The 22158-nt window shown below is 66.6% G+C and carries 17 protein-coding genes; 13 read left to right on the plus strand and 4 right to left on the minus strand.

The features are described from left to right. Window positions 1–37 precede the first annotated feature (37 nt). Window positions 38–1360 carry an aminotransferase class I/II-fold pyridoxal phosphate-dependent enzyme gene (locus tag BG90_RS11295; protein WP_010106112.1) on the plus strand — a complete coding sequence of 441 codons (1323 nt, stop codon included), beginning with the start codon at window positions 38–40 and terminating at the stop codon, window positions 1358–1360. Window positions 1361–1367: 7 nt separating this feature from the next. Then, the gene (locus BG90_RS11300) at window positions 1368–2090 is read left to right on the plus strand and encodes a GNAT family N-acetyltransferase (RefSeq protein ID WP_010116895.1); all 723 of its coding nucleotides are present in this window, start codon (window positions 1368–1370) and stop codon (window positions 2088–2090) included. 225 nt (window positions 2091–2315) lie between these two features. On the opposite strand, the gene BG90_RS11305 is transcribed toward BG90_RS11300, so the two are convergent. Then, the gene (locus BG90_RS11305) at window positions 2316–4241 is read right to left on the minus strand and encodes a hypothetical protein (RefSeq protein WP_234419672.1); all 1926 of its coding nucleotides are present in this window, start codon (window positions 4239–4241) and stop codon (window positions 2316–2318) included. An 80-nt stretch (window positions 4242–4321) separates the two neighbouring features. On the opposite strand from BG90_RS11305, the gene BG90_RS11310 reads away from it, so the two are divergent. After that, the gene (locus BG90_RS11310; protein WP_010116882.1) at window positions 4322–6367 is read left to right on the plus strand and encodes a hypothetical protein; all 2046 of its coding nucleotides are present in this window, start codon (window positions 4322–4324) and stop codon (window positions 6365–6367) included. 69 nt (window positions 6368–6436) lie between these two features. On the opposite strand, the gene BG90_RS11315 is transcribed toward BG90_RS11310, so the two are convergent. The 3 genes from BG90_RS11315 to BG90_RS11325 form a co-directional block, all read right to left on the minus strand. Continuing rightward, window positions 6437–7609: a sialidase family protein gene (locus tag BG90_RS11315; protein WP_025989980.1), complete on the minus strand. Its 1173-nt coding sequence runs from the start codon at window positions 7607–7609 to the stop codon at window positions 6437–6439. A gap of 43 nt (window positions 7610–7652) precedes the next feature. Next, entirely contained in the window at window positions 7653–8864 is a 1212-nt protein-coding gene (locus BG90_RS11320) for a membrane protein (RefSeq protein ID WP_025989979.1), read from the minus strand. Between the two features lie 368 nt (window positions 8865–9232). Then, window positions 9233–9805, minus strand: a complete 573-nt coding sequence (locus tag BG90_RS11325; protein ID WP_025989978.1) for a phosphatase PAP2 family protein — start codon at window positions 9803–9805, stop codon at window positions 9233–9235. A gap of 899 nt (window positions 9806–10704) precedes the next feature. On the opposite strand from BG90_RS11325, the gene BG90_RS11330 reads away from it, so the two are divergent. From BG90_RS11330 to BG90_RS11375, 10 genes are all read left to right on the plus strand, one after another. Next, a complete protein-coding gene (locus tag BG90_RS11330; protein ID WP_010116875.1) occupies window positions 10705–11637 on the plus strand; it encodes a helix-turn-helix domain-containing protein in 933 nt (310 codons plus the stop codon). Window positions 11638–11865: 228 nt separating this feature from the next. Further along, window positions 11866–12933 carry a sugar transferase gene (locus tag BG90_RS11335; protein WP_010106093.1) on the plus strand — a complete coding sequence of 356 codons (1068 nt, stop codon included), beginning with the start codon at window positions 11866–11868 and terminating at the stop codon, window positions 12931–12933. 64 nt (window positions 12934–12997) lie between these two features. After that, window positions 12998–14191, plus strand: coding sequence for a polysaccharide biosynthesis/export family protein (locus tag BG90_RS11340; RefSeq protein WP_010106091.1), 1194 nt, complete (start codon window positions 12998–13000; stop codon window positions 14189–14191). Continuing rightward, a complete protein-coding gene (locus BG90_RS11345) occupies window positions 14188–14622 on the plus strand; it encodes a low molecular weight protein-tyrosine-phosphatase (RefSeq protein WP_010106089.1) in 435 nt (144 codons plus the stop codon). The genes BG90_RS11340 and BG90_RS11345 overlap by 4 nt, the downstream gene beginning before the upstream one ends. 45 nt (window positions 14623–14667) lie before the next feature. After that, the gene (locus BG90_RS11350; protein ID WP_010116871.1) at window positions 14668–16908 is read left to right on the plus strand and encodes a polysaccharide biosynthesis tyrosine autokinase; all 2241 of its coding nucleotides are present in this window, start codon (window positions 14668–14670) and stop codon (window positions 16906–16908) included. Window positions 16909–17001: 93 nt separating this feature from the next. Continuing rightward, the gene (locus BG90_RS11355; protein ID WP_025989977.1) at window positions 17002–18234 is read left to right on the plus strand and encodes a lipopolysaccharide biosynthesis protein; all 1233 of its coding nucleotides are present in this window, start codon (window positions 17002–17004) and stop codon (window positions 18232–18234) included. A gap of 32 nt (window positions 18235–18266) precedes the next feature. Further along, complete coding sequence (locus BG90_RS11360) at window positions 18267–19463, plus strand: capsular polysaccharide export protein, LipB/KpsS family (RefSeq protein ID WP_025989976.1); 1197 nt, start codon at window positions 18267–18269, stop codon at window positions 19461–19463. Window position 19464: 1 nt separating this feature from the next. Further along, window positions 19465–19995: a serine O-acetyltransferase gene (locus BG90_RS11365; RefSeq protein WP_010116863.1), complete on the plus strand. Its 531-nt coding sequence runs from the start codon at window positions 19465–19467 to the stop codon at window positions 19993–19995. Continuing rightward, complete coding sequence (locus tag BG90_RS11370) at window positions 19992–20936, plus strand: glycosyltransferase (protein WP_010116862.1); 945 nt, start codon at window positions 19992–19994, stop codon at window positions 20934–20936. Before BG90_RS11365 ends, BG90_RS11370 begins: the two co-directional genes overlap by 4 nt. Beyond that, the gene (locus BG90_RS11375) at window positions 20933–22096 is read left to right on the plus strand and encodes a glycosyltransferase (RefSeq protein WP_010116861.1); all 1164 of its coding nucleotides are present in this window, start codon (window positions 20933–20935) and stop codon (window positions 22094–22096) included. The genes BG90_RS11370 and BG90_RS11375 overlap by 4 nt, the downstream gene beginning before the upstream one ends. Window positions 22097–22158 lie beyond the last annotated feature (62 nt).

Below are 22158 nucleotides of genomic sequence, written 5' to 3' on the forward strand. Positions count from 1 at the left end.
ATGTGGGCTTCATTGACGAAACAGGCGAACGGTTCAGATGGGATTGGGTGATCACCTGCGCCAGCAGCTCGCGGCGAAAGCACTGAAGCGGCAACTGGATCGCGTCTCCGACGGCGGCGACGCGCGCCGTGCGCCGCCTTCCGCCACCACGCACGCGGCAGGCGATCCGCGCAGCTGGTTCGAGGCGATGCCGCAGTACCAGCAGGTCAGGATCATCCGCGAGATGGGCGAGAAGCTGCGCGTCGAATCGCCGTTCTTCCGCGTGCACGAGGGCGTCGCCGGCGCGACGACGCACATCGGCGGCCGCGAATACCTGAACTACGCGAACTACAACTACCTGGGCCTCGCGGGCGATCCCGTCGTGTCGGCGCGCGCGAAGGACGCGATCGACCGCTACGGCACGTCCGCGTCCGCGAGCCGGATGGTCGCGGGCGAGCGGCCGGTGCAGCGCGAGCTCGAGCGCGGCCTCGCGTCGTTCTACGAGACCGACGATTGCGTCGTGTTCGTGAGCGGCCATGCGACGAACGTCACCGTGATCGGCTCGCTGTTCGGGCCGGGCGACCTCGTCGTGCACGACGCGCTCGCGCACAACAGCATCGTGCAGGGCGCGCAGCTGAGCGGCGCGAAGCGCCTGAGCTTTCCGCACAACGACTGGCGCGCGCTCGACGCGCTGCTCGCGCGTGCGCGGCGCGAATACCGGCACGTGCTCGTCGCGATCGAAGGGCTCTACAGCATGGACGGCGATCTGCCGGACCTCGCGCGTTTCGTCGAGATCAAGCAGCGCTACGGCGCGTTCCTGATGGTCGACGAAGCACACTCGCTCGGCGTGCTCGGCGAAAACGGCAAGGGCATCCGCGAGCACTGCGGCGTGCGTTCCGCCGACGTCGATCTCTGGATGGGCACGCTGAGCAAGGTGCTCGCCGGCTGCGGCGGCTTCATCGCCGGCTGCCAGCCGCTCATCGACATTCTTCGCCATCTCGCGCCGGGCTTTCTGTACAGCGTCGGGCTGTCGCCCGTGCTCGCGGCCGCGTCGCTCGCCGCGCTCGAACGCCTGCAGGCCGAGCCGCAGCGGATCGCGACGCTGCGCGAGCGCGGGCTGCAGTTCCTCACGCAGGCGCGCGACGCCGGCCTCAACACGGGCACGAGCGAAGGCTATGCGGTGGTGCCCGTCATCACCGGCAGCTCGCTGAAGGCCGCGCAATGGGCGAACGCGCTCTTCGACGAAGGCATCAACGTGCAGCCGATCTTCTATCCGGCCGTCGAAGAGAAGGCCGCGCGCCTGCGCTTTTTCATCTGCTCGACGCACGAGCCCGAGCAGATCGAGCGCACGATCGCGGCGCTCGTGCGGCTCGCGCGCTGAGGCGACGATGGCGAGCCGGCCAGTCGACGGCGAGCGCGGCGCTTCGGGCGAAGCCGCGCGGCGCATGTCTTCGTGGCGTTTTCGCGCGGCCGCCGCAAGCGATGCGCATGCGTGCGCGCCGCTCGTGTTCGAATCCGGCGTGCGGGAATTCGGCTACTTCCTCGGCGAATCGCCCGCGCGATGCATCGCATTCCTCGCGTTCGCATTCGCGTCGAAGCACGGGCGTTTTTCGTGGCGGCGTCATCGCGTCGCGGTCGCAGAGAACGGTGCGGTCGGCGCGGTGCTCGCCGCGCACGACGGACGCGCGACCGCCTTCGACGATCTGCACGTCGCGTGGACGCTGCTGCGCTTCTTCGGCCCGGTGCGCACGATCCGGATGCTGCTGCGCGGGCTCGTGCTCGAAAGCGAGCTGCCCGCGCCGAAGCGCACGCAGACCCTGATCGCGCATTGCGCGACCGACGAGCGCGTGCGCGGCTGCGGCGCATTCAGCGCGCTGTTCGACGATGCGATGCGGGCCGGCACGTTTCGTGCGGAAGCGGGCAGGGATGTCGTGCTCGACGTGCTGACGAGCAACGTGCGTGCCCGCGCGCTCTACGAACGCCTTGGCTTCGTCGAGATGCCGCGTGCGCGTCCGCGGTCCGCGCGCCTGCCGCGCGAGCTCGCGTCGATTCGGATGCGCTTCGGCGGCGTGCCGCGGCAATCCGCGTTGCGCGCGCAGGCGCCGCACTGAGCCGGAAAATCGGCGGCGCCCACGGACGGCGAGCGGCGAATGCGCGATGCAGCGTGTATCGCGCCGACGGCGGTCTTCAAGGACCGCCAAGCAATCGACCGACGATCGCGCGCGACGCCGATGCGACCGCATCGCAGGCGACGGGCATTTCGTAGCGCGAACAATTGCGCTCGCGGCGCCGCGCGCGCGGAGCACGGCGCGCACATGCCGCATCGACCGCGTCGCTCACTTCAGATTCCAGCAACTGCCGTTGAAATACGCATCGACGGGCACGTTCTGCGCGGACGTCACCGCGTTGCAAAGATTGCCGCCCGTCGCGAAGCTGGCCGCGCCCTTCGTCGGAATCAGCTTCAGCGTGCGCCCGTTCCACGCCGGCCTGATCGTGCTGATCTTCGCGCTGCCGGTCAGCATCACGACGGGCGCCGTGTGCACGTCGATCGTCGCGGCGCTCGCGATCGCGGCGGGCGCGGTGTCGATTCCGAGATTCGACGACACGATGCTGTCGCCCGTCGGCGCGCCCGCGATCGGCGTCTTCGAGCCGCTGAAATCGTTGCCGCTGATGAGCCCGCCCGCGTTGTCGCCGGCAAGCACGATCCCGTGCCGCGGCGCCGCCTTGAAGAGCCCGCCGCAACTGCCGCCGAGCTCGGAGCCGCGCACCGCATACGAGCTCACGTTCGGGCCGTACACGATGTTCGCCGCTGCGCCGTTGCCGCGCCCATTTCCGCAAAAGCGGCTCGCGTCGAACGTGACGAAGGCGCCCGCCTTGACGTTCGCGCCGTTCGACGCGCCGTTGTAGTTGCGCAGCCCGTTGAAGTGAATCTCCGACACGAGCCCGCCGCCCGTGTTCTTGATCAGGATGTTGTCCGACTGCGCGGACGCGGTCCAGCATGCGCTGCATTCGAGGCCTTCGACGCGTCCGGTCGGTGCGCTCGTATCGATCTCGAGTGCGTTCACGGCGTTCGTGTCGCCGACGTACGTGTTGTTCAGGCTCGCCCACGCGACCCATTGATTTGCGCCGGGAACGATCTGCGTGCCGATCTTCGTGAACAGCATGTCGGACTCCGATACAAGGAGGCCGCCCGCGTCGAGGATCTGCATCGCGACGTCGCCCGGCTGGGCGCGATCGCCGATGACGGTCGTGTGCGCGATGCGCGCGTCGACTGTCTCGGCGTGCGCGGTGAGCGCGCCGACCCGGATTCCGATGCTGCCCGCGCCCTTGACGCCGTTGACGATCGTCTGCTCGACGAGCGCCTGATTGCCGTTCAGATCGATGCCGACGAACGGCCCCTGGATGTAGACGCCGGCGATCACGGGCGCGATGACGTTCTTGACCGCGATCGTCGCGCCGCGTGAGTTGGCGCCCGATGCGGACGCGTTGATGTAGAGGTCGCGGATCGCTGAGCCGTTGCCGGCGAGCGAGATCATCGGATTCAGATTCGCGGCGCCGGCGGACAGGCTCGCGCGCTGCCCGCGGGCGCCGGCGAGCGTGACGTTCTCCGGCACGGTGACCGTGCCCGTGATCACGCAGCGCGTGCTCGACAGCGGCAGGTTCACGACGGCGGGCGCGACGCTCGCCGCATACGTGAGCGCGCGGTTGAGCGCCGCCGTGTCGTCGTTCGAGCCGTTGCACAGCATCCCGAAGTCGGCGCCGTTGATGATGTCCGCGAGTTTCACCGCGAGCGGCCGCGGCACGCTGCCCGCGCCCTTTTGCTGAAAGCGCATTTCCGCCGGCGCGTCGATCGGCGGGCGGGCGGCCGCGGCAGGCGGCTTGCCCGCGGCCGGATTGTCCGCGAGCAGCGCGGCGGACGGGGCGGCCTGCGCCGCCGCGAGCGCGGGCAGGCCGCCCAGCGAGGCCAGAACGGCGAGGGCGGCGAAGGCGGCTTTTGTCATGTTGCGCTTCCTGTGCACTGATTGGGAGACAATCGCGGCGGCGCGCGATCCGGGGTGGGACGGCGGCGCTTCGTGATGATAGGACGGCCACCTTTCGATGGACCGTCGACGCGCATCGGCGGTCCTCGTCGCGGGCGCGCAAGCGGCGTCGGCGCGAGCGCCGACGGGATGCGCGGCCGCCGTTCCCGCGACGCCGTCGCGGTATCGGAACCGGCCGATGCGAGCCGGCGACATTCGCGAAAAACAACGCGATTCCGACAAATGACACGCCATATTTTTATGTCAGAATTTCGGAAAATCGAGATCAATGCTCGCGGCGACATAAGAGGGGATTTCCCACCATGAAGGAGCAACGGCAGGTTTTTGCTGGCCGCGTCATTTTCGATCATCTGCCCAAGACTGCCGGGCAGGCGGTCAATGCATGGCTGAGCAAGGCGTTGGGCGCGGGCTGCGTGACGCCGAACCTGATCGGAAGACATCTTGACTTGATTCGGCGCTACGGCGGCGCGTATTCGGTCATTTCGGCGCACGTGTCGTTTCAGGGGACGGGGCTCGATCCGCGGTATCAATATTTGACATGCTTACGCGAGCCGATCGACCGCGCGATTTCATGGCTCTTTTTCGTGATGAATAACCACGAAGCCGAGCAGCTGCCGGAGTTGTGGGAGCAGGCCGGGCGATTCGCCGCGCTGCCAGACGATCCCGACGTTGATTTCCGCGCGTCGGTCGGGCGCTCGTTCGAACCCGAGTTCGTCGAGGCCATCAGGAATCCGTACGTCGAGCACTTCGCCGCGATTGCCGGCGTTTGTCCGCGCACGGACGACGAGAAGATCGCCGCCGCGCTCGCGAGCGTCGAGCAATACGACGTGTGGGGGTTTTACGAAGCGATGCCTGCGTTTCTGTCGGACGTCGCCGCACTGATCGGACTACCCGCGCCGCAGCGGATCGACAAGGTGAATGCGACGCGCGTGCGGCCGGACGTCGGACAGATCACGCCGTCGCTGCGCAAGCACCTGGAAACGCTGAACGCGCTCGATATCGAGTTCTATCGCGTGCTGCGCGAGCGCCGGCAGCGCGAGCGTGCGCATCGCACGATCGTCGCCGCACCCGAGGTCGCCCGCTGGCAGCCGTACGAGCCCGTGACGAGCCGCGCGTACTCGATGCCGGAGTTCTCGCTCGTGTCGGCGACGCTCGAAGGCGGCGATACGTATTCGCACGGGCAGATCCTGCGCTTCGCGATCGTGTTCTCGATCGACGTCGACGTCGCCGCACTGGGCATCGGCATCCAGATCATGGACGGAGACGAGCGCTGGGCGTTCGGCAGCAGCAATTCGCTGCTGAACCGGCCGCTCGTCGGCTTGACGCGCGGGACGTACTGCATGCGCTATTACCTCGCCGCGAATCTGCCGGAAGGGCAGTACGTGGCCGGATTCGTGTTCTCCGACAGCCGCGACGAGCGCACCAACGAGCTCGCCTACTACGAGAAGCTCGTGCCGTTTCAGGTCGTGATGCCGCGTGCGACGCCGAGCGTCGGCTACATGAGCCTGCCCGTGGACTTCGACTGCCAGCGGGTGGGCGACGTGGTGTCCGTCACGCTGCGCGACGCCACGGGCCGGCTGCAAACCGACGCAATGCTGGGCCAGCTGACGGCCGGCGAGACATTCGATTTGCCCGTGTGCCTGGAAAACGCGTCGACGCAGACCTGGGTCAGCTCGAGCCTGAATCCGATTCACCTGTCGTATCGCTGGCTCGACGCCGCCGGCCAGGTCGTCGCATCGGCTCCGGAGCCGACGCCGCTGCCCGTCAACCTCGTCGCGCCGGGAGAGGCGCTGGCGCTGGCGATGCGCATCGTCGCGCCGGGCGCGAGCGGCCGCTATCGCCTCGTCGCGATGCCGGCAGTCGATGGCCAGCGCGGGTTCGACGCGCACGGATTCACGCCGCTGTCGCTCGAATTCACGGTGACGGACGCGAGCGTCGCGAGAGTCTATCGAGGCGCCGACATCCGGCTGTATACGCAGATCGGTCTGCGTGAAGCAGGGGCGATGACAAGCGCCGGGCAAGCGGGCTTTCTGCTGTTCGGGCCTTATGCGTCGCTGCCGGCCGGACGCTACGTCGTGAGTCTCGAAGGCCGGTGCGACACGCCGGACGGCGGCTGGATGGACGTCACGTGGGATCGCGGCGCGCAAGTGCTGAAGCGGCACGACGTGACGCCCGGCGAGAAGAACGGGCCGATCGCCGAGTTCGATTTCGAGCTTCCGTCGTCGATCAGCGATCTGGAGGTCCGCGTGTGGGTGCCGACGGGGGCGAGTGTGCGCGTCGATACGCTCAGGATCGAGCCGCTCGCGAATCAGCAAGCGGACGCAGGACTTGCGGTGGCCGTCGGCTGAGTTCGGCAACGTCCGGCGCGCGATGCGCCGGACGTGCCGCATCGCATGACGAGCGGCGCGCGCCGCTCGTCAACGCGAACCGTTTTCGGCGCGCTTGTCCGGCGCCGCGTGCCGGAAATCGCGCACCCGCACGAACGTCACGTAGTTCGAATCATGCTGGTTCTGCGCGCCGCCTTCGCTGTCGTCGAACGCCATCCGCACGACCGCGACGATGTCGTCGCCTTCGAATTGCCAATCCGCATACTGGAAGCCGTGCCGCAGGCGGTCCGCGCTCTGCAGCAGCACGCGCTCGACGCTCCAGTGGCGAAGATCGGGTGACGACGTCAGGGCGAGCGTGTTTCTCACGCGCTCGAGATTCGCGGTGCCGTCTTCGTTCGGCACTGCGTTCGCGAGCGACCAGTAGCGTCCCGAGCGTGGATCGAACCGGACCGTGAACTTCTTGCCGCCGCCCGGAAAGTCGACGAAGTCGTGCGCCGGATCGAACGACAGCGACCGGCCGTCCGCGAGCACGTGGACGAGCGCTGCCTTTTCCGGCCCGTGCTTCGTGTTGACGCGCAACACGATCGCCGGGTCGCGTTCGCCTGTCGACACGACGCTGCCTTCCTCCCACGTCAGGAAATTGCTGTCGAGCCATGTTCGATCGGACGGCAGCGGCTTGGCCGCGCGCCAGTTGCGCGTGTCGAGCAGGTCGCGGTCGACGGGCGCGGACAGCACGAGCGAGCGCAGGTCGCCGCCTTCGATGACTTCGAATGCGCGCCACACGCGGCCGCGCTCGACGAGCACCGGCACCGGCCCGGTGATGTAGCGTCCGGTCAGCGCGAAGCGTCCGGTCTGCGTGTCGCTGGGCGTTGTCCACGTCGCGCCGCCGTCGGTCGAGCGGCGGATCACCGGCGCGCCCATCGAGCGATCGGTGCCCATCAGATAGAGCGCGCCGTCGACGACGAAGAGCGACGACCAGTATTGACCTGTCACGACGCTCAGCTTCCCCCACGTCTGCCCCTCGTCGTGCGACGCGAATACGTGCACCTCGTCGGGCAGCGCCGACGGCCCGAACATGTCGTGCGACGCGACGTAGGTGCCGTCCGGCAGGATCACGAGCGACGGCGAGCCGAGGAACACGCGCGTCGCCGCCGCGCTGTGCGCGATCACCCTGCCGGGCGGCGCGGCGGGCGGCACTTGAGCGGCCGACGATGCAACGGCGCACGCGCAGAACAGGCAGGCGAGCATCCAACGGGTGGTCATCGATATTCTCCTTTGCGTATCGGCACGCGCGCGGCGGCGGACGCTAAGGGCCCGACGCGCCGGTCGCGCTCAGCCGGACGGTACCGGTGCCAGGCCGCTCGCGGCGCTCGGGCGAACGTTCGGCGTGCCCGGCGGCGACGACGAACATCAGCAGCGTGAGCCACAGCATGCCGTATAGCGCGTGGAACTTGAAGAGCAGGAGCGGCAGCAGATACAGCAGGTAGCGTCGGCGGCCGCGCTGTCGGAACAGCATGAACAGCGTGCCGAAGAACGCGGCGACGCCGACGATGCCGGTGCCGAACAGCAGATACACGTAGAACGAGCTGTCGCGCACCTGATAGCCGCGCAGATGCGTCTTGCCGACATTGTTCCGCTCGTCCCAGAAGAGCCCGTTGCCGAACACGCCGGCGAGCGCGTCGCGCGTGCTCAGCTCGCGCAGCACGAGCGTGCGGCTGGCGACCGCGTCGTAGTCGGCGGATTGATTCACGCGTTTGTCATACACGCTGTACATCGCCGGCGCGATCGCGAGCGCGACGGCGACGATCACGAGCTTGATCCGGATCGACGTGCGTCCCGCGAGGAAGTGCACGCCGAACAGCAGCGCGCAGATGATGATCGCCGCGATCGAGAACGACAGCAGCGCGGTCGCGAACGCGATGATCGCCGCCGCCGTCATGCGCCGCTTCGCGAGCAGCAGCACGACGCCTGCGGGCACGACCGTCATCGCATAGAACGACGGTTCCGAGTAGAGGCCGAGCGCGCGGATCGAGATGAGGCTGTCGCTCAGCGCCTTCGTCGCGTAGAGCGCTTCCGAATCGCTTTCGCGGACGTAGCTGTCGAAGTCGATGAAATGGCCGGAGATCAGGTAGCAGCCGAGCTGCACGATGAAGAACGCGGCGTGCACGTAGATCAGCGTTTCGCATGTCCGTTCGAGCGAACGCATCGACAGCACGCCGCTTGCGAACAACCAGAACGCGAGCGCGATGTAGGTTTCGATCAGCACGAACTTGACGTAAGAGTTCGCGTAGAAATCGCCGAACGCGGACACGATGAACGCGATGCTCACGCTGAGCATCCAGTATGCGGCGATGGCGGGCAGACGACGCTGGCGCGCGAACAGCGTCGGCGCGCGGAACAGTGCGAGGATGACGATCAGCGCATAGGCCGCGAAGGTTGCGCGCACGCTGAACGCATTCAGCGAGAAGAAGCAGGCGCTGGCGGCGAAGAGCAGGGTGGGAACGCTCGCGCGTCGCATGGAAACTCCGTTGTTCGTGAGCGGCGTGCGCATCCCCGAGCCGCGTCGCTCGAAGGCGGCGCGTCGAACGCGTATGCGCCGCGCGGCGAGCCGCCGAGGCGAGGCCGTCGGCGCGCACGCACTCGATGCGGGCGCTGCCCGTTCCGCACGCCGTCGACGCCTGTGCACGCGTCTTCCGCGTGCGCCTTCGTATGCGTCGTACTCGGCGGCGCGCTTCGCATGCGTGCGCAAGACATCGTCGGCCCGATTTGAGTATCGATGCGGCGCGGTGCCTGGGAGTATAGCGATGCGTGCGACGGCGCGAGCGCGCCTGTCCGATCGAGACGGGGTTTTGGCGATCGACGACTAACCTTGGGTGCGGCAGCCGGTCACCATGGGAGTTGACGGCACAGGAACGGCGAATACTGCTCGATCGCCGCCTGAATCGGCGCGTGTCTGCCGTAGGCAATGGCCAGCACTGCCAGCATCGAAATCGACGCGTAGAGCCGCAAGCGTGGCGATACGGCCGGCGCTCCCTTCCAGCGCACGAACGACAGCGTGACGAGCGTGCCGACCGTCCAGCCGGCGATCACTTCGGACGTCGTATGCGCTTCGTCGAACACGCGCGCCGTGCCGATCAGCGCGGCGAGCGCGAGACCCGCCGTCAGCGCGATGTCCGTGCGCAGCCACTGCAGGCCGAGCAGGAGCGCCATCGGCCACACTGCCGATGCGAGCATCGTGTGGCCGCTGACGACGCGGAAGCCGATCGCGCGAATCTGCACGCCGCAGCCCGCATAGAGGATCTTCGTCAATCCGACGACGAGCATGCCGGTTGCGAGCAACGCGAGCCACGAGATCGCGTGGCGCCGCTCGGGCGACGAGCGGACGAGCCACGCGCAGCAGACGGCGGAAAGAGGAAGGGTCAAGGCGGCATCGCCGAGATCGCTGATGGCAGACCACATTGCTTGCATTCGCTCGAGAAAAAACGCCGTATTGTAGGGCGATGACGCGAATGGCTGCAGTTTCGTGCGACGAAAGCGCATGTGGCAGCCGCATTGTTCAATTGGCGTACATCGTGTTAATTCGCGTGTGTGGCGCGTCGTAGCGGGCATAAATGAAATTGCCGAACTGCGGCGATCGCGCCCATTGTGTACGATGCGAAATTTGCTTCTGCCGTCCATTATCGAAAAGCATGAGATTGATATCGAAAAAATACGCAGCGGCGATTGGCGGACCAGTAATGGAAGATCAATTCCAAATGTAAAAAAACATGCGATACGGGGGCAAATTCGATAGAGTCGGCGCCGCGGCGACGTATGCGGCGCGCGATTCCGTCATATTCCTCCTACAAGAACCAACCGCGCGGCGCGGAGACGGGAGGCCGCGAAAACGGCGGAGCTGCGGGGCCGTCGAATCCGAACGACATGCCTGATTTGCCTGGACGGCGAGTGCGGGCGCAGCATCTGCGGCGCCCGCATTGATCAGTCGTCTTTATCGGAAGCTTCGCATGCCGACGATGATTCGGTTGCCGAAAGATTGTCCGAAATCGACTAGCCCGCAAGCGCTCTTCGGTGCAAGTTCACGTCAAATCGAATTGACGCGAAGGATAAATGGCGGAATCGGCGTCCAGAGTCAATCCGCCAACATTGCATCGTAATCGGACAGAAAGGTTGTTACGTCTATTTGAAGGAATATGATGCGCCGCAGAATTGACATTGCTGAATGAGTGGAAAGGGCCGGCGGGATGGAATGCGCGTTCAACATTGGTCGGATGGGAGCACACGTGAGTCGTGGTGCAGCTTTCGGAGGCGTGTGCTACCGAAAAGGAATCGCTGTCGTCTTGTTTGATAGCTTTTCGTTGATGCAGGCGGGACGCATCGCGGAAATATTCAATCTCGCCAATCGCTTTCGTGACGCCGGCGTGGATCCCGGCGGCGACTACGAGATGCTGCTGCTGTCGGCGAAGGGCGGCGCGGTGTATTCGTCGTCCGGCATACCCGTCTGGACCCAGCCGCTGCATGAGCGAGCGATCGAAAGCGTGCATGCGATCTTCGCGATCGGCGAGCCGGATGCGGCCGATCGCGACGACGAGAAGGTATCCGATTGGCTGCGCTGCGCGCGTGCCCACGTCGGAGCCTCGGGCGGCACGAAGCGCTTGATGGGGCTCGCGAATCGCGAGCGCGGCGACGCGGCGGCGGACGATCTGTCGATCGACACGATGCTCTCCGGCGCCGCATCCTCCGGAAAATCCCGCCCGACGGCGGCGGAGCGCGCGGCATTCTCGGCCGCGTTGGCGATCATTCGGCACGATTGCGGCGACGGCGCCGCGCACGAAGTCGCCGAATGCCTGTGCCCGGCGATGAACGCGCGGCCCGCCGAGTCGGCGTTTGCGTCCCGCGAGGCGCGCGCGAGCAAGCTGATTCGCGCGTCGGTCCAGCAACTGCGCGACAACAGCGCAAACCGCATTTCGATCGCCGACACCGCGCACGCGGCGGCGATGAGCGAACGAAATTTCCTGAGGCGCTTCAAGCAGGAGATCGGCGTGACGCCGTCGGAGTTCGTGCAGCGAGTCCGGCTCGAACACGCGCGCCACATGCTCGTGCACACCGATCTTCCGGTCGACAAGATTGCGCGGCGCACCGGTCTCGGCAGCGGCGATCGTCTTGCGAAGCTGTTCCGCCAGCACATGTCGATGTCGCCGACCGAGTATCGCGCGATCGAGCGCAGTCGCGGCTCGGACGCGGATCTCGCATGCACCGAATTCGTTTCGCACCTGAGCGGGTCGGTTTCATAACAAGCGGTACGCCGCGTCCGTCGTTTCATCCCCAACCTTCGTTTCGCCACGCTCGCGTGCGAAGCCGTGAGCGACGCTCGGTCGATTCCGGGCGATGAAGACCGGACGCTCGTCGATTCGGATTCGGATTCCGATTCATTGATGACGCGATGTGCGAGGCGCGGGCACATCGGGCATGAATGTAGAAGTACGAAGCAAATTCTTGACGAAACGCAATCGAGGTTCACTATGCCAGCGATATTTCCCCGAGTCGTCGACATTGCGTTGATCGTAATCGGCGCGTTCCTCCCGATTCTGATCGAGGCGTCCGGCAGCTCGCACGCGCAGATCTTCGACGGATCGCTGGTGGCGTTCGCCGCCGCGCTGTCGCTGTCGGTCTTTCCCGCGTGCGGGATCTACGAGACGTCGAAGCGGCGCTCGCCCGTGCATCTGATCAGCCGCACCGTACTCGCCTGGCTCGTCGTGCAAGGCGGAACCGTCGCGCTGCTGTACGTGCTGCGCCGTGCGCAGATCCTGTCGAGCGCGTGGTTCGTGTACTGGACGGTGACGAGCGGTATCGGGCTGTTGATCTTTCGCGCGGTCACGCTCGCGATCTTCGGCATCGTCGAGCGCGCGAGCCGCAAGGTGAAGGCCGCGACGTTCGACCAGGTGGGCCATGTCGCGCAACGCATGAGGACCTCGGGCGTCGCGAAGCGGATCGTCAAGCGTGCGTTCGACGTCGCCGCGGCGTCGTGCCTGATCGCCGTGCTGTCGCCCGTGCTCGCCGTAATCGCATTCCTCGTCAAGCGCGACGGCGGGCCCGCCGTGTTCGGGCATGTGCGCATCGGACGAGACGGCCGCCGCTTCAAGTGCCTGAAGTTCCGCTCGATGGTGATGAACGCGGACGCCGTGCTGAAGGCGCTGCTCGAGCGCGATCCGCAGGCGCGCGCGGAATGGGAGCGCGAATTCAAGTTGAAGAACGACGCGCGGATCACGCGGATCGGCCGCTTCCTGCGTCGCAGCAGTCTCGACGAGCTGCCTCAGCTGCTGAATGTCGTGAAGGGCGAGATGAGCCTCGTCGGGCCGCGGCCGATCGTCGAGGCCGAGCTTGCGCGCTACGGCGACGACGTCCGCTACTACCTCGCGGCGAAGCCTGGCATGACGGGGCTGTGGCAGGTGAGCGGCCGCAACGACACCGATTACGCGACACGCGTTTCGCTCGACGTGTCGTACGTGAAGGAATGGTCGCTTCGCCGCGACCTGTACATCCTGTTGAAGACGGTCAACGTGGTTCTGCGTGGATCGGGCGCGTATTGAGCGCCTTCCGTGCGACGATCGGCGGCCGGAACAGGCCAGAACTAGAAAGTGGATCGAGGTATAGATGGGTAGTCTGGGGGAAGCAGGCGGCGGCGCGCCGCCGAGACGCACGTGCGGCGCGCGCGTGCGCTTGTTGACGATGTGGGTGCCGCTATGCGCGGCGCTCGGTGCATGCGGCATCGCGCCCGGCATGCGGATGAAGCAGCCGGCGAACGTGCCGGTATCGAGCGCGGCAGCGGGCGCGTCGGCCGAGGCCGGCCGCGAGCCGCACGGCGAGCAGTTGCCGGTTCCGATTACCGACATCGACCTGAATCTGATTCGGACGCTGCGCGATGCGCAGCGCGGTGCGCACGGCGCGCCCGATCTCGCGTCGCCGGCGCCCGGCTACACGATCGGGCGCGGCGACGTGCTGCAGATCACGGTCTGGGATCATCCCGAGCTCGCGGCGGCGCTCGGCACGCAGCAGCAGTCGACCGCACGCGCGGCCGATGCGCCGGCGGGCTTCGTCGTCGATCAGGACGGCACGCTCCAGTATCCGTACGTGGGGCGCATCGCCGTGGCGGGGCTGAAGCCCGAGCAGGTCCAGGCGCGGCTTGCGCGCAAGCTCGCGGAAACGTTTCGCGATCCGCAGGTGACGGTGCGCGTCGCGTCGTTCCGTGCGAAGCAGGTCTACATCGAGGGCGAAGTGCATGCGCCCGGCTCGCAGCCGCTCAACGACATTCCGATGACGCTGTACGACGCGGTGAGCCGCGCAGGCGGCTTCTCGGCGAGTGCCGACCAGCGCCGCGTGATGCTCGTGCGCGACGGCGTCGAGCAGCGGATCGATCTGTCGGGCGCCGGACAGGGAATCAATCCGTCGCGGGTCGTCCTCGAGGACGGCGATCTGCTGCGCATCCCGCCGCGCGACGAGAGCGGCGTGTTCGTGATGGGCGAAGTCAACAAGCCGGTCACCGCGCTGCCGATGCGCAACGGCCGGTTGACGCTGAGCGAGGCGCTGTCTCAGGCGGGCAGCCTGAACGCGTCGACGGCCGACGCGGCGCAGATGTACGTGATCCGCGGCTCGCTCGATGCGAAGCCGCACGTCTACCGGCTCGACGCGAGCTCGCCCGTCGCGATGGTGCTCGCGAACCAGTTCGAGCTGGAGCCGAAGGACATCGTCTACGTCGACGGCAACGGCCTCGTGCGGTTCAGCCGCGTGCTCAGCCTGTTGCTGCCGGCGATCAACGCCGGCCTGACCGCGGCGGTCGTGACCAAATGATCGAATCGATTCTCGTCGTCTGCGAAGGCAACCTCTGCCGCAGCCCGATGGCGGCCGCGTTCTTCGCCGCGGCGCTGCCGGGCCGCACGGTCACGTCGGCGGGCTTCAACGCGCTCGTCGGGCTGCCGGCCGCGCCGTTCGCGCAGGACGTGATGCGCGAGCGCGGCATCGATCTCTCCGCGCATCGCGCGCAGCAGCTCGGTCGCGCGCAGTGCGCATCGGCGGACCTGATTCTCGTGATGGACCGCGGTCAGCGCCGGCTCGTCGAAGATCAGTATCCGCTCGCGCGCGGCAAGGTATTTCGCATCGGCGAGCACGAGAACTTCGACGTCCACGATCCCTATCGTCAACCGCGCTTCGTGTTCGAGCGGTCCGCACGGCTCATCGAGCTCGGCGTGAACGGCTGGCTGTCGCGACTGCGGCTCGTGTGAACGATCGCGCGAACGCGCGGAACCGAATCCCCAAGATCCCGATACATGACTTCCAATCCATCCGATACACAAGCGCCCGCCGAGGGCGACGGCGATACGGATTTCATCGCCATTCTCGACATCCTGATCGAAAGCTGGCGGCTGATCGCCGCGATCGCGTTCGGCTGTCTCGTCATCGGCGGCGCGTATGCGGTGCTCAGCAAGCCGGTCTATCAGGCGGACATCCTGATCCAGGTCGAGGACAGCCCCGACACGTCCGCCGCAAAAAGCCTGCTCGGCGACGTGTCGTCGCTCTTCGACGTGAAATCGTCGGCGGCGGCCGAGACGCAGATTCTCGCGTCGCGGCTCGTCGTCTCGCGCGCGGTCGACAATCTGAAGCTCTTCATCGATGCGAAGCCGAAGCGTTTTCCGGTCATCGGCAACTGGCTCGCACGCCGCAGCGAAGGGCTGTCTAATCCGGGCTTCGCCGGCTTCGGCGGCTATGCGTGGGGCCAGGAGCACATCGACGTCGCGATGTTCGACGTGCCGCGCGCGATGGAAGGCGACGCGTTCGAGCTGACGATGCTCGATGCGCGCCGCTATCGGCTCGACGGCGGCGATCTCGATCGCAGCGTCGAAGGCGTCGTCGGCAAGCTCGAACGCTTTCCGGCGAAAGGCGGGGCGATCGCGCTGCGCGTCGATTCGGTCGCCGCGAAGCCGGGCGCGGCGTTTACGCTCGTGCGCAACTCGCGGCTGCGCACGATCGAGGATCTGCAGGACAACCTCGACGTGCAGGAGCGCGTCAAGCAATCGGACGTCGTCGTCGCGAGCCTGCGCGACACCGATCCCGAGCTCGTCAGCCGCGCGCTCAACGAGATCGGGCGGCAATACATCGCGCAGAACATCCAGCGCAAGTCGGCGGAAGCCGCGCAATCGCTCGAGTTCCTCAACGGGCAGCTGCCGACGCTCAAGCAGCAGCTCACCGATTCCGAAGCACGCCTGACGAAATTGCGCGACGAGCACGGCACCGTCGATCTGACCGAAGAGGCGAAGCTCGCGCTCGCGCAATCCGCCGACGCGAAGACGCGCCTGCTCGAACTGCAGCAGAAGCGGCAGGAGCTGCTGTCGCGCTTCACGCCGAAACACCCGGGCGTCGTCGCGGTCGATCAGCAGATCGCGGCGCTCGACGGCTATCGCGGCACGGCCGAGCAGCAGATCAAGCGTCTGCCGGACCTGCAGCAGCAGATCGTGCGGCTGATGCTCGACGTGAAAGTCAACACCGATCTCTACACGGCGCTGCTGAACAACATGCAGCAGTTGCAGCTCGTGCGCGCGGGCAAGGTCGGCAACGTGCGGCTCGTCGATACGGCCGCGGTGCCCGAAGTGCCCGTCAAGCCGAAGAAGGCGCTCGTCGCGCTCGCGTCGCTGCTGCTCGGCGTGATCGCCGGCTGCGGGACGGCGGTCGGCCGGTCGATGCTGTTCCATGGCATCTCGGATCCGAACGAGATCGAGCGCCGCCTGGGCCTGAACGTCTACGCGACCGTGCCGCGCAGCGAACAGCAGCGGGCGCTGACCGAGCGCGCGAAGCGCAAGGCGCGCGTGATGTCGCTGCTGTCCGTCGTGCACCCGGACGAGCCGGCCGTCGAAAGCCTGCGCAGCCTGCGTACGGCGCTGCAGTTCGCGATGCTCGAAGCGAAGAACAACGTCGTCGTGATCGCGGGTCCCGCGCCCGGCGTCGGCAAGTCGTTCGTATCGGCGAATCTCGCCGCCGTCCTGACGATGGCGGGCAAGCGCGTACTGCTGATCGACGGCGACATCCGCAAAGGGCATCTGAACGACTATCTCGGCCTTGCGCGCGGCAGGGGCTTTTCCGAACTGATCGCGGATGCCGCGCAGCTCGACGACGTGCTGCATCGCGACGTGATCGACGGACTCGACTTCATCTCGACGGGCGCGATGCCGAAGAACCCGGCCGAGCTGCTGCTCAACGCGCGCGTGCCGGCGCTGATCGATGCGCTCTCGAAGCGCTACGACGTCGTCGTGATCGACTCGCCGCCCGTGCTCGCGGTGGCCGATACGGGCATTCTCGCCGCGACGGCGGGCACCGCGTTCCTCGTCGCGCTCGCCGGCTCGACGAAGCTCGGCGAGATATCCGAATCCGCGAAGCGGCTCGCGCAAAACGGCGTGCGCCTGAGCGGCATCGTGTTCAACGGGATCAATCCGCGCCTTGGTCAGTATGGCTACGGATCGAAGTACGGCGGCTATCGCTACGTCGCGTACGAATATGGAGCGAAGCGGGATGCGTGACGCCGACTCGCGGGCAAGCGGATGCGATGCCGGTCGCCGTCGCGGCGGAACCGTGTGCGCGTCGCGCGCGCATTCGAACGCGGGGGCGCGAAGATGATCCGCGTCCGCGATTCGATCGTGTCGCTATGCGGCGTCGTCGCCGGGCAGATCGCGATCTTCGGCTGCATCTCGCTGATCGGGCGCTTTCAGGGGCCGGAGGCGCTCGGCCACTTCAACTATCTGCTCGCGCTGGCGACGTTCGCCGGCACGCTGCTCGCGTGCCGTTACGAGCTCGCTTGCGTGAGCGACAGCCCGGCCGATTCGTTCAACGCGTTCGTCAACGTGATGGCGCTGAGCATCGCGATCGTCGCGCTCGGCTGCGCGGCGATCTTCGTCGCGGGCCGCGCGGAGCTGTATGTCGTCGCCGCTTACGGTTTCGCGGTGTTCGTCCAACTGGCTGCGGGCGGCTATCTGAACAGCCTGAGGCGCTATGGCTGGATCGCCGCGAGCCGGATTGCCGTGAACGGATCGTTTCTCGTCTGCATTGCCGTCACGGTGCTCGTGCCGGCGCTCGGACCGATCGATGCATTCGGCGCATACACGGCGGTGACGGCGCTCGTCGCGCTGCTGCTGCTGATCGCGGTCGCGCTGCACGGCAAGCGGCGCGGCTATTCGTTTGCAGTGACGCGCGCGTTCTTCGTCGAGCACAGCCGGTTCGCGAAGTACATCCTGCCGTCGACGCTCTGCGGCTCGGTGCTGACCTATGCGCTCGCGATCGTGATTCCGCATTGGTTCGATGCGCAGAGCGCCGGCTATTTCGCGGCCGCGTATCGGCTCGGTTTCTTTCCCGTGTCGCTGATTGCGCAGAGCCTGGGCGGTGTGTTCCGGCGCGATGCGATGGCCGCGATGGCGCGAGACGACGCGCACACGATGGTGCCGAAGGTGTTCGGCGCATATGCGCGATCGCTCGCGCTGCTCGCGGCGGGCTATGCGGCAGGCGGCGCGCTCTTGTTCGGCCCGCTCGTCGAACTCTTCTTCGGCGCGCGCTGGAGCGGCGCGATCGCATTCTTCCAATGCATGATCCCGCTCTTCGCATTGCAGATGATCTACGTGCCGCTGTCGCAGATCTTCCTCGCGGCGCGCGCGCAGCGCATCGATTTCCTGTTTCAGCTCGGGTCCGGCGCCGTGCTTGCCGGCGCGCTGTGCACGGCGAAGCTCGCGAATCTGTCGGTGCTCGCGAGCGTGCGCTTGTTCTCGTTTTCCGGCGCCGTGCTGATGATCGCCGGCATCGCGCTGACGTTCAGCGTGATGAACGGCAGCGTGTCGCGTCGGCGCGCCGGCGCATGACGTTTCTTCCATTTCTTCGTTGAGCGCAGATCATGATTGTCGTCGTCGTCGATTCCATGGAACGTTATTACTTCGCCGCGCGGCTCGTGAAGGCGGTCAGAAAGGAGTTCGACTTTCTGTTCGCGACGAGCGAGCCGGTCGCGCACCTGATGGCGCTGGGTGCGGGATTCCGGTCGGTCTATTTGCGGCGCGGCGCACCGCCATCCGCCGCACGCGATGCCGCGGGCGCGATTCGTTTCGACGCGTCGATCGAAGTGCTGAACGGGCAGATGACGTCCGAGCTCGCACGCGCCGATGCGGCCGCGATCGTCGCGGCGATGTCCGGCGTGTTCCGTCGCCATCTGATTTCGCAGTGCCTGATGTGGAACGGCCAGCAGCTCGTCTGCCGGGCGGTCGCGCATGCGTGCGCGGCGCACGGGATTCCGACGAAGTTCGTCGAAATCTCGAACCTGCCGGACAAGCTGTTCGTCGACCGGCTCGGCGTGAACGCGCTGTCGTCGATCAGCCGCAACCCGGCCGTGATCGACGGCCTCCCGATGCCGACCGAAGACGCGCATCGCCGCTGGCTCGCGCGCTACGAACAGTACAAGGCAAGGCCGCTGCCGCAGGCGCGCACGTCGTGGAAGCGCAAGGCGATGTCGGCCGTCAACTATGCGCTGAAGCTCGCAACGCGCGGCGTCGCGCGCAAACGTTTGAACACGGTGCGCGCGACCAATGGGGCGATTGCGCCGGCCCAGGCGAAAGTGCTGACGGTGAAGGCGCTGTCGGCGCTGCGCTACGTGTTCCTGCCGCTGCAGGTATCGGGCGATACGCAGATCAAGCTGCATTCGGATGTCGATAACCTGAAGGCGATTCAGCTCGCGTTCGAGCATGCGGCGAACGAGAGCGCGGATCTGATCGTCAAGCTGCATCCGGCGGAGTGCGACACCGCCGTGATCGACGAAGTGGTGCGGATGCAGCGCGTCTACCACTTCGATCTCGTCACGTCGCCGACCACCGATCTCATCAAGCATGCGCATTCGGTCGTCACGATCAATTCGACGGTCGGACTCGAGGCGCTCCTGTACGGCAAGCCGGTCGTGTCGCTCGGCCGCTGCTTCTACAAGGAATTCGACCGCACGCGGCTCCTCAAGTACATCCATTCGTTCCTGATCGACGGCATCGATTACTTCGGCACAGGCGAGATCGCACCGCGCGCGGCGAGGAACGTGTTTTCGATGAAGCACTGACATGCGCACGACCTTGAAACAGACGATCGAGGCGATTGTCGACGATTGCCGGCGCAACGCGTTCTTCAAGACGCGCTGCGTCGTCGTGTTCTTCCGGATCGCGAACTATCTCGCGTGCCGCAGCAGGCTGACGCTCATGCTCGGCGCGCCGGTGATCGCGCTCTACATCGTCGTCTGCGACTGGATCATGGGCATCGAGATTCCGGTCAAGACGAAAATCGGCAAGGGCCTCACGCTGTATCACGGCACGGGGCTCGTCATCAACGGCTATTGCGAGATCGGCGAGCGCTGCGTGATGCGGCACGGCGTGACGATCGGCAACACGCTGCGGCCCGACGGCACGTACAGCGGCGTGCCGACTGTCGGCGACGACGTCGAATTCGGCGCGCACAGCGTCGCGCTCGGCGAGATTCGGATCGGCAACCGCGCGCGCATCGGCGCTGGCGCCGTCGTGCTGCGGGACGTGCCGGACGGCGGCGTCGCGGTGGGCGTGCCGGCGCGCGTGCTCGAGAAGGAGAAGAGCGCAGCATGAAGGTATTCATCGTCCACCCGGGAAAGGCGAACTACCCGGAAATCGCCGCGTACCGGGATTTTCTCGGCCAGCGCGGCTTCGAGGTGCACGACGGCGATGCGAGCGCGTATGCGCGGTTCGGCGACCGAAGCAACTGCATCCTGTGGTGCATCATGGGCTTCTATCGTTCGCTGCCGCCCGCGCGGTTCGTGATTCACGACTACCGGTCGCTGTCGGTCGGCCGGCTCGCTGCCGTCAAGGACGCGCTCAAGCGCGCATTGAACGTGAAGCCGGATCTGCGCATCTTCCAGAACGCGCGGATGCTCGACGCGATGGCGTTTCGCGACGGCGTGCCGTCGCTGCTGCTGCCGATGGGCGTGCCGGACTGGATCTTCGGGATCGCGAACGAACCGGCGGGCGACGGTCCGGCCGGACGCTTCTGCTACATCGGCGAGATGAGCCGCGAACGCGGCTTTCACGAGGTGCTGGCCGCGTATCGCGACGCGCCGCGCACGGCGCGCGATACGCTCGTGCTGGTCGGGCAGCCGGAGCCGGAAATCTACGATGCGTTCCGGCGCGTCGAAGGCATCGCGTTCGTCGGCCGCGTGCCGCAGCGCGATGCGCTCAAGATCGTGCAGCGTTCCGAATATGCGGTCTGCTATTTCCCATATCATCGCCCGCACTGCTATCAGACGCCGACGAAGCTGCTCGAATATGCGGCGCTCGGCAAGAAGATCGTCTGCAACGATGCGCCGTCGAACGTCGAAGCGGTGAAGGCGCTCGGCATCCGGTCTCACGTCACGGGCGCATCGATATTCGACGAGGTGCTGCCGTTGACGCAGCTACATGCGGAACGCAACGATCCGACGCGGCTGAAGCGGCTCGGATGGACTGCGGTGATTGCGCAATCGGGCGTATCCGCGCATCTCGACGCGGTGTCTTCGATGCGAGGTGCGCGATGACGATCGGCGTTGCGGAAAGGCGGCATCGCGCGATGCCGTCGAAGGACGGTGCGACGCGAGGCGGGCGCGCGCGGATGAAGATCGTTCAGGTTCTCGAATCGAGCGCGACGGGCACGTTGTCGATGGTGTGCCTGATCGCGAATCGCCTCGCGCGCGAGGGACACGACGTGCACGTCGTCTACTCGATCCGGCCCGATACGCCCGCGGATTTTCATGCGCTGTTCGATGCGACGGTCAAGCTGCGCCACATTCAAATGAAAGGTGTGCCGCTGCCGCCGGCATTGCTCGAACTCCGGCGCACGCTGATCGGCATCGGGCCGGACGTCGTGCATCTGCATTCGTCGTTCGCGGGATTCCTCGGGCGAATCGCATCGCTGTTCGCGCTACGGCGGACGGCGTTCTTCTACAGCCCGCACTGCATCTCGTTCATGCGGCGTGACATTTCGGCGATCAAGCGGCTTGCGTTCGTCGTGCTCGAGCGGATCGCGTGCGTGAAGCGGTGCCTCTACATCGCTTGCTCGGACAGCGAGCGCGACGCGGTTCGCGCACACTTGCGGCAGCCCGTCGTGGTGGTCGAGAACGCGGTCGGCGCGATGCCGCCGCCCGTAGACGCCGATCCAGCCGACGCGCGCGAGCCCGTGCTGCAAGTCGTGACGGTCGGCGGCATCCGCCCGCAGAAGAATCCGCATCTGTTCGCGGAGATCGCTCGCCGCTTGCACGGCCCGCGCATGCGTTTCACCTGGATCGGCGACGGCGACGCCGCGCTCAAGGCGGAATTGCGCGATGCCGGCGTCGAGGTTGCCGGCTGGCTCGGCCGAGCGGAAGTCGTCGCACGATTGCGGCGCGTGGACGTATATTTGTCGACGTCGTCATGGGAAGGCATGCCCGTGTCGGTCATCGAAGCGATGCTGATCGGCTTGCCCGTCGTCGCGTCGGCCTGCGCGGGAAACGTCGATGTCATACGGCATTTGCAAACTGGCGCGATATTTCGCGGCGCCGACGACGCGGTCGAGCTGCTCGCGTCGATCGACCGCGATGCGGCGCTGCGCGCGCGCCTCGCCGTTGTGGCGCAGCGCGAAGCCCGCGAGCGCTTCGGCGAGGAACGCTTTTTCCGGCAACTGGCGCCGGTCTACGCGGCGCATCTCGCGCGCGCGTCTTGATGATTCGCCGTCCCGAACGCGGGCCTGCCGCGCGAAATCGCCGCGCAGCGCGTGCGGGACGG

Origin of the sequence: Burkholderia oklahomensis C6786, assembly GCF_000959365.1 — a bacterium.
Taxonomy (GTDB): Bacteria; Pseudomonadota; Gammaproteobacteria; order Burkholderiales; family Burkholderiaceae; genus Burkholderia; species Burkholderia oklahomensis.

What these genes read in the sequence shown, in the direction of transcription:
- BG90_RS11295 (WP_010106112.1), top strand. Translation starts at nt 38, where the DNA reads ATGGGATTGGGTGATCACCTGCGCCAGCAGCTCGCGGCGAAAGCACTG.
- BG90_RS11300 (WP_010116895.1), top strand. Translation starts at nt 1,368, where the DNA reads ATGGCGAGCCGGCCAGTCGACGGCGAGCGCGGCGCTTCGGGCGAAGCC.
- BG90_RS11310 (WP_010116882.1), top strand. Translation starts at nt 4,322, where the DNA reads ATGAAGGAGCAACGGCAGGTTTTTGCTGGCCGCGTCATTTTCGATCAT.
- BG90_RS11315 (WP_025989980.1), bottom strand. Translation starts at nt 7,609, where the DNA reads ATGACCACCCGTTGGATGCTCGCCTGCCTGTTCTGCGCGTGCGCCGTT.
- BG90_RS11320 (WP_025989979.1), bottom strand. Translation starts at nt 8,864, where the DNA reads ATGCGACGCGCGAGCGTTCCCACCCTGCTCTTCGCCGCCAGCGCCTGC.
- BG90_RS11325 (WP_025989978.1), bottom strand. Translation starts at nt 9,805, where the DNA reads ATGTGGTCTGCCATCAGCGATCTCGGCGATGCCGCCTTGACCCTTCCT.
- BG90_RS11330 (WP_010116875.1), top strand. Translation starts at nt 10,705, where the DNA reads ATGCAGGCGGGACGCATCGCGGAAATATTCAATCTCGCCAATCGCTTT.
- BG90_RS11335 (WP_010106093.1), top strand. Translation starts at nt 11,866, where the DNA reads ATGCCAGCGATATTTCCCCGAGTCGTCGACATTGCGTTGATCGTAATC.
- BG90_RS11340 (WP_010106091.1), top strand. Translation starts at nt 12,998, where the DNA reads ATGGGTAGTCTGGGGGAAGCAGGCGGCGGCGCGCCGCCGAGACGCACG.
- BG90_RS11345 (WP_010106089.1), top strand. Translation starts at nt 14,188, where the DNA reads ATGATCGAATCGATTCTCGTCGTCTGCGAAGGCAACCTCTGCCGCAGC.
- BG90_RS11350 (WP_010116871.1), top strand. Translation starts at nt 14,668, where the DNA reads ATGACTTCCAATCCATCCGATACACAAGCGCCCGCCGAGGGCGACGGC.
- BG90_RS11355 (WP_025989977.1), top strand. Translation starts at nt 17,002, where the DNA reads ATGATCCGCGTCCGCGATTCGATCGTGTCGCTATGCGGCGTCGTCGCC.
- BG90_RS11360 (WP_025989976.1), top strand. Translation starts at nt 18,267, where the DNA reads ATGATTGTCGTCGTCGTCGATTCCATGGAACGTTATTACTTCGCCGCG.
- BG90_RS11365 (WP_010116863.1), top strand. Translation starts at nt 19,465, where the DNA reads ATGCGCACGACCTTGAAACAGACGATCGAGGCGATTGTCGACGATTGC.
- BG90_RS11370 (WP_010116862.1), top strand. Translation starts at nt 19,992, where the DNA reads ATGAAGGTATTCATCGTCCACCCGGGAAAGGCGAACTACCCGGAAATC.
- BG90_RS11375 (WP_010116861.1), top strand. Translation starts at nt 20,933, where the DNA reads ATGACGATCGGCGTTGCGGAAAGGCGGCATCGCGCGATGCCGTCGAAG.